The following is a 12,483-nucleotide window of genomic DNA, read 5'->3' on the forward strand; positions in this document are numbered from 1 at the left end:
TTAATCTACTTTTTTTACCGCTGTTTTTGTTGATGTTCCATTCTGATTGATGGCCTCTATTGAGAAATAATAGGTTTTTTGGCTGTCCATTGCTTTAAACCAATATTCATTTACATCGTGTATCATGATGCTGTTGTACAATTTATCTGGCGCGGTGCCATAATAAAGGTTATAGGCGTAAGCATTATTTACAGGTTGCCATTTGATGTATGCGCTGCGCTTGTCTTTTTCTGTTCTCAACACAATCAGGTTTTTAACTTGCTGCGGTTTTTCGCCTTTGCCGAAACCAAATACCCGGAGTCCGCTGATGGCAAATTTTCCGGTTGGCATGTGGATGTTCACCATTTTAATAAAACGGGTTTGAACAGGTTTTTCAAGCTCGATATAATCGTGCGGTACATCGGTTTTGTTTTTGCTTTTATCCACAAGAAGCGACCACTTTTTCCCATCTGTTGAAGTGAAAATCTGATACTGGTGGAAAATTCCGATTTGTTTTCCCATAAATTCTGCATCCTGATCGGCGTAATTAATTTGTATTGCATGTACCGTAGAGATTTCGCCCAAATCGCTCTGAATCCATTCTCCTTTATTGGCCGTTTTTGCGCTCCAATAAGATTTAATGCTTTCATCAACAGCATAGTTTGGTTGAAAAGTGCCCAAAGTTGATGAAACGGTAACTGGCGTTTTGTAGTTTAGCAACATCCACCCGGGGCCCGCGGGGCCATTGGCTTTTCGCTCAGAAGGTAAATACAAAGGATAATCGCCGAAGGCAGTGTTGCACCACATTACGTCATCCTGGTCAAATCCCGATGGCCAGATGCCAATACGGCGTTCCCAGGTATTTTTTACGCAAATAATGCTTGTAGAAACGTGCCAGTAATTTTTCGCATTGTCTTCAAAAGTAGCACCGTGACCTGCGCCTCTGGAAAATCCACCTGCTTTGAAACTTAAAGGATCAGACTGAGGCGTTGCCGGACTATTTTCAAACAATGGATTTGAGCCTACAACAACACCATCTGCATAACCACTAAATTCGGTTCCGGGAGCGCCATATTGGAAATAATATTTTCCGTTGTGTTTGGTCATCCAGGCACCTTCAATAAATGGATCGAGAAAAGTATTGTCCATATTTTCGCCGAAGCGTTGCCAGCCGTAACGCCAGTCTTCTAATAAATACATCGGTACGCGCGTACCAATTGGTTTAAAGGTTTTCCGATCTAGCTCTACTCCATAAACCGGATATTTATTGCTGCTGCCATTGTACATGTAAAAACGCCCGTCGTCATCTGTAAAAAAAGCGGGATCCCAGCCACCAATTTCGAGCGAGTCTACCAATGGAAACCATTTGTTGTTTTTTGGGTCTGTGCTTCCCCAAAGAGTGAAATTTTTAGAATATGTACTGCCAAAAACAACAAGCGTATCGCCAATAATGCCAACACCAGGCGCACAAAGTTCATCCATAACTTTATTCCACGGACGAAGGAATTTCTTTTCATTAAATTTCCAGTTCAGCATATCGCTGCTTTGCCAGTAGCCCCACTGGTTGGTGCTAAAAAGGTAAAAATCGCCTTTGTAGTTTACGATTACCGGATCGGCAGTGGCACGGTGTTTCCCCCATTCTGCAAAACTTGGGAAAGGTGTATATCCGTAATCTATATTAATGGGATTGCAATAAGTTTTTTGTTGGGCAGCTAGTTGCTCAATCCAACAGAAAAAGAAGAAAAATAAAAGTATTTTGAATAAATGCTTAGCCATTGAATCGTTAAATGATTAATTAAAGATGTCTATACGGGCACAACTGTTGCAGCCCAGCGCCATGCCGGTTACAGTAAAGCTAGAAACCTGTGTTCTGTGTTCCCAATAAATCCACATATCGTGGGCGCGGCCAGTAGAGGTCAACTGAGCGCTATAGATGTCATTGTTTTCTGGAATCTGTCCGATAACCGTTCCACTTGCTGTATTTGGTGGAACGAAAAAGCTATAACTACCGCCAGATGTGGTGTTGGTTAGCACCACATAAACACCATCGCTGGTGCTGTTGCTTGCCGTAACATTTACATTGGCAAATTTTGAAAATTTAGCGGTACTTGTATTGTTGTGTACACTTGTAAAACCGGAGTTTAGAATAACAGATCCGATAAGTGCCGTTAGAATTAAAATTACTTTTTTCATGGTTTTAGATTTTAGATGTAATTATTCAATGGCTAAGACATTTATATTATTTGCTGATTTGAAAATCTAATTTTTGAAGGCCGCGTTGCACATCAGGATTGCCCATAAACAGTTTCCAAAGTAAACCTGAGCGATAGTTTTCTAACATGACCACCATTGGTCCCTGGTCTATTCCTAGATATCGTTTAGGATACCAGTTGTCTGTTTCGGAGAAGGCATCATAAAAACCATATTCGCCCCAAACTTTATCCCCAAGGTCTTCATACAAATGCCTGATTACTTTGATAGATTCTTGTGGGGTATATGGAATAGATGAAATTGCTGCGGTAGGGGAGATGACACCAAGGTCTTCGTTAATGTTGTGTGCCGCATATCCCTTTACAGAATAGCTGGCGGTTAAGCCCCAACAGTTTTCGGCATAACCTTTAAATTTCTTCGGATTGGCCACGCAGTAATCGCGTGTAGCTAAAGTTTGATTGACGTTATTTTGCCAGTAATCGGCATAACGGTCTTTAAGTCCTTTCGGATTTAAACCCAGATAGGAATAGTGTGCCCAGAATAGCGGACCAATACTGTTTTTCTGACCTTGATAATCCAAAGTAAACGGATGACCATACACTTCATAGCTGGTTTTAATTGCGCCGTTGCGTGCCCAACCATTGCGGTACACCGATGCCGGCACGGTATGCGTTGGTGACGATGCAGCCAAAACATACATAATTAAACATTCATTATAGCCTTTTACGGCAAAATTCATTTCCCATTTATATTCTGGAGACCAATGCCAGAACAATACATCCTGACCATTTTGATACCAGCTGAAATCGATTCCTTTCCAAAGATCGTCTGCTTTTTTTGCAAGTGCTTTTTCTTCTGCACTGCCATTTTTATAATATTCGTTGATGCAAATCAGCGATTGTGCAACAAATGAAGTTTCGACTAAATCTCCACCATTGTCTTTTTGTCCGAAAGGGCGTACTTTTCCGGTTTCTCCGTAAAACCAATGCGGCCAAGCACCATGAAAACGATCGGCACGCGCCAAAAAGTCAAGAATTTTATTTAGTCTTTTGAGTCCATCTTCTTTACTTACATATCCACGATCTATTGCGCTGATGATGGCCATTAATCCAAACCCGGTTGCGCCTGTTGCAACTGTATTTTTATCATTTTCCGGGTAAACATTATCAGAATGAAAGCGTTCGCGTGCAGCACCCGAAGTAGGTTCTGCACCATCCCAGAAATACTGGAAAGTTTGTTTCTGAACAAGATCAAGCAATTGCTCATCTGATAAACCTTTTTGGATTTCGATTTTCGCCGGTGCGGATGTATTTTCCGTTGTTTTATTTTCTTTACAGGAAAAAAAAAATAGTGAAATTCCGGTAGCAGTAAGGAAAAGTTTTTTCATAGTGATCTTTGCGAGTGCGCTTATGAAAGGATGGTTTTGAAAGCTTCTTTCTACATTGTGGAGAAGAAAGAAGCTTCAAGGGTTCTAATAGATAAACCCAATGATAAATTTAATGGCTGCTGGTCGCAGCAGCCATTATTAATTGTTTTTAGTAACCTGGATTTTGTTTAAGCAAACCTCCGCTCAGGTCGATTTCTGTTTGAGGAATCGGCCAAACTTCATTTTTATTCGCTTTCCAGCCTTTAGGTCCGAAAACCTCAAGCGCTCTTCCCTGGCGGATTACATCGAAGTAACGGTCATTTTCCATTGCCAATTCTACTTGTCTTTCTTTGTAAATTGCTGTACGTAGAGCTGCCTGAGCTGTTGTTGTTACATCTGGTAATATTGTTGTATTTGTACCTCTTGCACGTGCTCTAACCCGATTTAAAGAGGTTAAGGCTTGAGTTGGGTTACCCAATTCATTTGCAGCTTCGGCATTCATTAAAAGAATATCAGCAAATCTCAAAACTCTAAAATTTTGTTGTGCACCTTCATTAAATCCAGAAACTCTGGTATTGAAAGGCACATATGATTTTTGATTATAGCGCTCATTAGGAACTGTTGTTGGCACAACATCATTTTGAGGAGTTGTTTCGCCTCTGAAAAGAATTGTTGCGTCTCTTCTGGGGTCTCCAGTTTCAAAAGCAGCAGCTAATTCTGCAGATGGAGTATTAAAACCCCATCCCATTACACCAGCAACACCTTGCACCTGGCTATATTGTGAATTGGATGCAGCAGCATTGTTTGGAATTAACGCTGCCTGAACTTCAAAAAGAGATTCAACGCTGTTCTCATTTTCTACACGGAAACCTTTTTCAAAATCTGGAAATAAGCTATAACCCATACCCATAACCTGATTGGTTAGAGATAAAACATCTGCCCATTTTTTCTGATACATTGCTACTTTAGCCTTCATTCCTAATGCAGCACCTTTGGTTGCTCTGCCAACATCAGCTGCAGCATAAGTTTGCGGTAAAACAGCTGCAGCTTCTGTCAAATCCTTTTCAATTTGCGCGTAAACAGCTGTTTTGTCTGATTGTGGAATGTTGTATTCGCTATTATCAGCAGGAACAGTTAATCGAAGCGGTACATTTCCATATGCTCTTACCAGTCTGAAGTAAGAATAAGCACGTACAAATTTAGCCTCAGCAAGGTATCTCGCTTTTAACGATTCGTCCATTGTAATGTTTGGAACATTTGTCAAAACCTGATTGCAAAGGTTAATGTTTTGGTATTGACCGGTCCAGAAACCTTGAAGACTGCCTTGTGTAGAGGTTACTGTAAACTGATCGAACAGATTAAAGAAAGTTGCATCTGTAGGTGTACTGCCTTTATCAGCTTCATCAGATCCTGTACTTTCAATAGCAATAGCATTAAAAGCAATATTATCCCAGCTTCTTAATTGTGCATAAATAGAGTTTACGCCTTTAAGCGCATCATCAGGCGTTTTCCAGAACGTAGCGGATGGTTGTTGCCCTTGAGGGGGAACATTCAAAAAGTCTTTTTTACAAGATGCAGTAAAAAGCATTGCACCCATTGCCGCAGCGATAACGCAAGACTGTATGTTTATATTTTTTTTCATTGTGATGTCGATTAGAAAGTTACGTTAACGCCGAAGTTATAAGTTGCAAAGAGCGGATAAACATTGGTATCTATACCTGCATTCGTTGGTGTTCCACCAACTTCCGGACTGAAACCTTTATAGCCGAAGAGGTTAATTGCATTTTGAGCATTTACGAAAAACCTAAGTCTTTGAAGCTTCATTTTTGCACTTACAGCTTGAGGCAAAGTATATCCAAGCTGGATATTTCTTAAACGGATGTAATCTCCTTTTTCAACATAAAATGAGTTAGGGGCATTATTTAAGCCTCCAGCCAAATTAGCTGATGCATAGGTATTAGAAGTTCCAGCACCTGTCCAGCGGTTATTAATGAAATCTTTAGTGTAGTTTTCGTTTCCGAAACGATTGGCCAAATTGGCATTGAATACGTCAACATCAGCCACACCTTGAATGTCTAAGGTCAAATCGAAGTTTTTGTAAGCAAAATTGGTATTCACACCATAAGTGAACTTAGGATTTGGATTTCCAAGTACTACACGGTCTTTTAAGTCAATTACACCATCTCCGTTAATATCGGCATATTTAAAATCACCTTTTTTGAAACCTGGCCATGCACTTGCTTCTGCATCTGTTTGAAAAACACCAACAACTTGGTAACCAAAAAACTCTCCGATAGGGCGATCAATAACTGTACGAGTTGCCAAATATCCACTAGTTAAACCAGCACCACCCGTGTAAATTGGGTTAGAACCTGAAGTAACGTTTAAAACTTTGTTGTTGTTTATACCTACGTTTCCACTGATTGAGTAGGAGAATCCGCTTTCTGAACGATCTGCCCAAGTTGCCATAAATTCAAAACCTCTGTTTTGAATATCTGCCTGATTGGCGATAATTTTACTGTTTGATGTACCCAGACTTCCAAGAATTGGAATGTCAAAAATTGCTTGTTCTGTCTTCTTGTTGTAGAAATCGGCTTCGATAGTTAATTTATTATTCAGAAAGCCCATTTCCAAACCTAGATCAGTACCTGCACTTCTTTCCCAGAAAAGAGTAGGCGGTACAAGAGTGGTAATATTTGCGCCTGTAACCGGAACGCCACCAATTATAGCAATTAATCCTGGTGTTTGCGAAACGATTTGAGTAGAAGGATTTAAAGGAACACCTGCATTACCTACTTTACCCCAACTTGCTCTCAACTTCAAATTGCTGAAGATTTTTTGGTTTTTCATAAATTCTTCGTTGCTGATTACCCAGCCACCACCAATTGATGGGAAATTACCCCAAAGGTTGTTAGAACCGAAGAACTGTGAAGCGCCATCTCTTCTGAATGAAGCATTCAATAGATATCTGTTTTTGAAGCTATAATTTACTCTGGCGAAATAAGAAGAGAAAGTTGATAACGTACCAGAGTCTTCAATACTTCTGGTTGCACCATCACCTAAACTTAGATATAAATCTCCATCTGTTGTATACGGAACATTAAGAGCGTACGCATTCAAGGTATACATCTTGTTGCGCTGAGCTGTTTGCCCTACCAAAACTGTTAAACTGTGATCATTCCATTTTTTATCATATGTCAAAGTATTTTCAATGATCCAGTTTCTGTTTTCTACACGGTCTACATCCAGGCGACTGTTTGTGTTTTGCTGTGTATTACTCGCTTTATAAACGGGTACATAACCGCGAACTTCTTCCTGAGCAAAATCACCACCGAAACTGGTTTTGAAAGTAAAATCTTTTAAAAATTTCAATTCAGCAAAAACGTTTCCGGTCACTTTATATCTGGTCGTATTTTGATTGAAGAAATCTAAAGTAGCCTGAGGATTCATGTTGCTACCATTACCCAGATTAAATGCATTTGGATCCCCGTAACTTCCGTCTGCATTAAAAACAGGCACTACAGGAGATGCTGCATATAAGGCTCTGAATATGGAAGTAGGCGCGTCGTTTGATTTGCTTGAGGTAGCCGTAACATTATACCCAACTTTTAACGGCTCTAGAATTTGGAAATCATTAGATAAACGAGCAGTATATCTTTTATAATTGTTGCGTTTTACAATACCATCCTGATTAAGATATCCTAATGATAAGTTGTAGGTCGATTTTTCTGTACCTCCACTAATAGAAAGCTGATGATTGGTTACTAAGGCTTCTCTTAAAATTACGTCATACCAGTTTGTACCTTCACCAAGATTTGTATTGGCAAAAAGTGGCGCAACTGCAGGGACCTGTAAGCTGTATGCTTCATTAACAGCTGTTGCATATTCTGTAGCATTAGCCATTTCTACCTGGTTGGTAATCTTTTGAAAACCTACAGTTCCGTTATAATTAATTACTGCATTACCTTTTTTCCCTTTTACAGTAGTTACTAATACCACACCATTTGCTGCGCGGATACCGTAAATTGACTGACTTGAAGCATCTTTTAAAATACTGATGTTTGCAATATCGGCAGGATTCAGGAAGTTAATGTCGTCATACCACACACCATCCACAACATATAGAGGCCCGGTATTTCCATAAATGGTTCCCGTACCGCGAATAGTAATGGTTGGTGATCCACCAGGTGTACCAACGTTGGTAATAGATACACCAGCAACTTTACCTTGTAATGCACCAACCGGATTAACAGATGCTTGTTTGGATATGTCTTCACCTTTTACAGATGCTACAGATCCTGTTACATCAATTTTTCTTTGCGTACCATATCCAACTACCACAACCTGCTCTAATTGTTGGGTTTCTGATGCTAATGATACGTCTAGTGTAGTGCGGTTGTTTACAGGCTGCTCTTGCGCTGTATAACCAATAAAGTTAAAAACGAGGGTGGCATTTGCCGGTGCGCTAATGGAGTAATTACCATTTGCATCTGTTTGCGTCCCATTTTGAGTTCCTTTAACCAGGATAGTTACGCCCGGTAACGTGGATTTGTCTCCACCGTCTACCACCTTACCTTTTACAGTAATGTTTTGCGCAATTGCTACGTTAATTGTTAGCAAACAAAATGCAGCGAGAACAGAAATTCTTGTAAAGATTCTTTTCATGCTATTATTATAAATTTAGTTTAATTGTTGATTAAAATTGGGTTTGTTTTTTGGTTTGTGCAAGTGTAAACACCTCAACTTTAATACATCAAATAGCCAAAAATTGTTTAGTGAGTAACAATACCAAATGCGAAATCAGCCCAAAAACACAGTTTTTATGTAAAAGGAACAATAGAACAACTACATCAAAGTGTGATTTTTACACTAAGCTTTTTGTAGGGTCTCAAAATTGGCTTATGAGAGGTAATGATGTAGTACCTTAAAGCTCCATTAAGAACTCTGTGAGGTTTTTATCATGTGGAACACCTAATTTTTTGCGCAATCTGTAACGGCGGATTTCGACCCCCCGAAGTGTGATATTTAATAAGGAAGACATCTCTTTACTGCTCATGTTCATTCGTAGATAGGCACATAATTTCAGGTCGTTCGGAACCAGATCCGGATGTTGTGCTTTTAGTTTTTTAAAGAAACTTTCATGTGCTTCATTGAAACTGTTTTCAAAAAGATTCCAATCGCGTTCATCATTCATGCCATCGTTAATTACTTTCTGAATTTTGCGTGTTTGGTCTTCTGAAAGTTTTTTGCCAGTCTCATCTTTCAGTTTTGTAATCTCATCGCTTAATTTTTGCAGCAATTCATTTTTGTAAACCAGAGTCATTGCAGAGTTGGCAAGTTCCCGGTTTTTTGAGGCCAGTTCTGCCTGTAACTTTTCAGTTCTCAAGCGGATAATCTGTTTTTCATTTGCTTCGGTTTCCAGCTTGATAATTTCTTCCTGTTCTGTCTGCAAGCGTTTGCTGATTTTTAAACGATCTGTCTCCAGTTTGCGTTCGTATATTTTTTTGCCTAAAATAAGTACAATTGCCAATGCAATCAGGTAAAAGAATATAGCCCAGTTGCTCAGATACCAAGGGCGAAGGATGGTAAATTCGAAATTGCTGATTTCTGTTACGGTACTATCATCCAGCTTTGCGCGCACCTTAAATGTGTAGGTTCCACTGCTCAGGTTCGTAAAATCTTTCTGCGTAGCAAAATTCCAGTCTGACCATTCTTTAGAATAACCTTCCATGTAAAACTGGTATTTGATTTTAGATTGCCGATAATAGGGCAGGGAATAAGAAATGCGAATATTGTTTCTGCTGTTGATAATCTCTACTGCTGCATCGCCATTTCCAACCTCACTGATAACATGAAATTTGTCGGTAATGTCATCAATATGGCGAATCAGAACGCTTGGAAGGACAATTTTTGCAAGTTGTTTGTTCTGTAACGTATTGTAAATAACGAAGCCGTCATCAATACTAATCAGATAAATAGAATTGTTAATGCGACTGATGTTTTCATAATACTGCACCATTCGGCCGTCCATCAAACTAAACTGATTGGAGTCAATTTCAATTTTTCCGGCTTCAGCAAAATCAACCAACGCAGTTTTTCCGTGGTTAATAAACCAATATTTCCGTTCGCCGGCTTTAATAATTTTATTTGAGGTTGAAAAAGAACCCAGGTTTTTGTTTAAAACCTCGTATTTGGAAAACTTGTTGCTGAACTCGTCATAAGTATAAAATCCACTATCGGATGAAAAAACAATTCGATTTTCGAGATTGAAAATATTGATGTTGTAATTTCCGGGCAAACCATTCTTTTCATCAAAATATTTTTTGTTGATTACTCTTTTATAATCCGGACTTAAAATAAGTTTGTATAAACCTTTATATGCGTGGCTGGCCCAAATATCGCCTTTGCTGTCTTGCTCTACGTAGCGAGAGGGCGCATCAAAACCGGTAATTTTAGAAATAAGTTTAAGAGAACTTCCGGCAGGTTTACTAAATAAAGAAACGCCGTTATAATTGCCTTGAATATAGAAATTGGGGTTTGTGTTGAGTTTTTTTATCGTCCATCCTCCGCCATAAGCAGAAATTTTTTCAATGCGATCGCCAATTACTTTAAATGTTCCGCTGTTGTGCCCGCAAATCAACTCATCATCAATTACCGATAAATCCCAGACCTGTCCCTGCGAGTTGGGGATTAAACGGAAATTAAAGGGCAGCAGTTCCTTATCTGTAGACCAGTCGCTGTAAAATAATCCCTGGTTTGTACCCAGATAAATTTTATTATTAAAAATTATACTGCTGTAAACTGTTCCGAAAAGGCCGGTTTTATCGAAATAAAAATACAAAGGTGAGTTCAGCTCAATCCGGTCTATTCCATTATCAAGTCCAGTCCAAAGGTTTTGATCGTTATCTGCATAAATACTTAGTACAGTATTGTTTTGCAAACCGCTTGATTTATTGATGCGCTGTACAACGCCTCCATTTTCATCGATAATAATCAATCCGTTCAGGATGGTTCCGAAGGCGTAATATTTCCCTAAACGAACACCATTATTTAACTGGTAGGTTTTTAAAAAGCCATTTGCAGCAGAGTTTAGCGGAATAAAATCCCCACCGTTATAAGTAAATAAACCATTTTTGCTGGTGCCAATCAAAAAGCCGTTATTTTTATACGGCAAAATAGAAAGTACGCCTTCTTTGCCAAGTTTTTCACTGCTTTGCAAATGAACCAACTTATTTCCAATCAATTCAAAAAGGCCTTTTTCCAGCACTTCAATAATAAACCGGTTGTTCACTTTGTGTAGAAACAAAAAAGACGACGGCGATTTTACCACTTCAATCTTATTGTTTTTAAGAATGATGATTTTGGAAAAAGATTGAAAAATTACGCGGTCTTTGTCTACATAAATTTTCCAGATCTCGTCTGTAACCGATGTCCCTTTTGGCAGTTGCCCAACTAAAGAATGGTATTTAAGTTTATTGTTTTTAACGGCCCAATATCCAAATTCGCCAAAACCACCTGCGTAGATTTTACCTTTTCCATCTGCTGCCACCGCCCGAACAATTTGCCGGTTTGGCATCTGATGTTTTTGCCAATACTTACCATCAAAAACCAGCAAGCCATCGTTATTGCCAAAATACATTAAGCCATTTTTATCTTTGGTAATGCTCCAATTCTGGTTTCCGGCAGCATAAGTAGATTTAGAATGGTTTTCTATATAAGGAACACCAATACTTTTTATATCAAGGGCATGAAGCTTTACAGAAATAAATACTAGAATTAAGATAAAAAGCTTCTTGATATTTGGCATAAAAGGGACGGATTTGACTGTTGCAAAATAACTAAAAAAAATCCAATCGGTGACCTGGCACAATCATACGGTTTTAGGGCAAAAAAAAATCCGCATGATTTGCGGATTCTTTAAAAATTTTATTTGGACAATTCTACCTGTTTGCCAATTGGTTGTGGCACTTTTACATAGTAACCAGTACCGTCATAAGGTCTTTTACGTGGGTTTGTAGTGCAAGCTTCAGAGCAACAACCTTGCAACTGATCGCCGCATTCATCGCACTGCGTAATGTGCTCATTACATTCCGGATTTGCACAGTTAATCATTTTTGGCGTGGTTTTACCGCAATTGTAACAAACCGAAACCACTGTTGGATTTACTGCATTAACATCTACCGCAATCCGGTTGTCAAAAACATAACATTTGCCTTCAAAATCTTTACCACCAGCTTCTTTACCGTATTTAATAATGCCACCGTGCAATTGGTAAACATCGTTAAAACCATGGTGCAACAACAATGCAGATGCTTTTTCGCACTTAATACCGCCGGTGCAATACGTAAGGATCTTTTTGTCTTTATATTGCGCCAGTTCATTGATTTTTTCGGGGAAATCCCTGAAATTTTCAATATCTAAAGTCACTGCATTTTTAAACTTTCCGAGGTTGTGTTCGTAATTTGAACGTACATCTAAAATGATTACATCTTCATCATCTTTCATCGCCATAAAGTCTACAGGTTCCAAATGTTTACCGGTTTTTTCATTTGGATTGATGATCGATGTATCGCGCAAACCAGAATGAACAATTTCTGATTTATAGCGGCAATGCATTTTAATAAAAGAAGGTTCTTCAACATTGTCTATTTTAAACTCTGTTTTGGCAAAACGTTCATCTGCATGTATGGCGTTCATGTATGCTTCACAAGCTTCTGGCGTTCCGGAAACGGTACCGTTTAAACCTTCATCGGCAACAATAATGCGGCCAACTAAACCTAGTGATTTACAAAATTTAAGATGATCTGCGGCGAATTGTTCGCCGTCTGCTATGTGACTATAGCAATAATAAAGAAGTGTTTGATATTTCATAATCTGCGCTGATACCGCTGCAAACGGCGTTTAAAGCGTTGCAAAGATAAGCAAAT

At 39.0% G+C, this 12,483-nt stretch carries 7 protein-coding genes; all 7 read right to left on the reverse strand.

Annotated features, from left to right (window positions below; all coding sequences use genetic code 11):
• Positions 1 to 1,755, reverse strand: coding sequence for a family 43 glycosylhydrolase (locus tag ACJVDH_RS03380; protein WP_443946166.1), 1,755 nt, complete (start codon positions 1,753 to 1,755; stop codon positions 1 to 3).
• 15 nt (positions 1,756 to 1,770) lie between these two features.
• A complete protein-coding gene (locus ACJVDH_RS03385) occupies positions 1,771 to 2,172 on the reverse strand; it encodes a hypothetical protein (RefSeq protein WP_443946167.1) in 402 nt (133 codons plus the stop codon).
• Positions 2,173 to 2,218: 46 nt separating this feature from the next.
• Positions 2,219 to 3,577 carry a glucoamylase family protein gene (locus tag ACJVDH_RS03390; protein ID WP_443946168.1) on the reverse strand — a complete coding sequence of 453 codons (1,359 nt, stop codon included), beginning with the start codon at positions 3,575 to 3,577 and terminating at the stop codon, positions 2,219 to 2,221.
• Between the two features lie 148 nt (positions 3,578 to 3,725).
• Complete coding sequence (locus ACJVDH_RS03395) at positions 3,726 to 5,198, reverse strand: RagB/SusD family nutrient uptake outer membrane protein (RefSeq protein WP_443946169.1); 1,473 nt, start codon at positions 5,196 to 5,198, stop codon at positions 3,726 to 3,728.
• A gap of 11 nt (positions 5,199 to 5,209) precedes the next feature.
• Positions 5,210 to 8,221, reverse strand: coding sequence for a SusC/RagA family TonB-linked outer membrane protein (locus ACJVDH_RS03400; RefSeq protein WP_443946170.1), 3,012 nt, complete (start codon positions 8,219 to 8,221; stop codon positions 5,210 to 5,212).
• A 259-nt stretch (positions 8,222 to 8,480) separates the two neighbouring features.
• On the reverse strand, positions 8,481 to 11,363 hold the full coding sequence (locus tag ACJVDH_RS03405; protein ID WP_443946171.1) for a ligand-binding sensor domain-containing protein: 2,883 nt from the start codon (positions 11,361 to 11,363) through the stop codon (positions 8,481 to 8,483).
• 119 nt (positions 11,364 to 11,482) lie between these two features.
• Positions 11,483 to 12,430 carry an oxygen-dependent tRNA uridine(34) hydroxylase TrhO gene (gene trhO, locus ACJVDH_RS03410; RefSeq protein WP_443947596.1) on the reverse strand — a complete coding sequence of 316 codons (948 nt, stop codon included), beginning with the start codon at positions 12,428 to 12,430 and terminating at the stop codon, positions 11,483 to 11,485.
• Positions 12,431 to 12,483 lie beyond the last annotated feature (53 nt).

Source organism: Pedobacter terrestris (assembly GCF_052343045.1).
Taxonomy (GTDB): Bacteria; Bacteroidota; Bacteroidia; order Sphingobacteriales; family Sphingobacteriaceae; genus Pedobacter.

Coding starts and splice junctions, on each gene's coding strand:
- ACJVDH_RS03390 (WP_443946168.1), bottom strand. CDS start 3,577: ATGAAAAAACTTTTCCTTACTGCTACCGGAATTTCACTATTTTTTTTT.
- ACJVDH_RS03405 (WP_443946171.1), bottom strand. CDS start 11,363: ATGCCAAATATCAAGAAGCTTTTTATCTTAATTCTAGTATTTATTTCT.
- ACJVDH_RS03380 (WP_443946166.1), bottom strand. CDS start 1,755: ATGGCTAAGCATTTATTCAAAATACTTTTATTTTTCTTCTTTTTCTGT.
- ACJVDH_RS03400 (WP_443946170.1), bottom strand. CDS start 8,221: ATGAAAAGAATCTTTACAAGAATTTCTGTTCTCGCTGCATTTTGTTTG.
- ACJVDH_RS03385 (WP_443946167.1), bottom strand. CDS start 2,172: ATGAAAAAAGTAATTTTAATTCTAACGGCACTTATCGGATCTGTTATT.
- ACJVDH_RS03395 (WP_443946169.1), bottom strand. CDS start 5,198: ATGAAAAAAAATATAAACATACAGTCTTGCGTTATCGCTGCGGCAATG.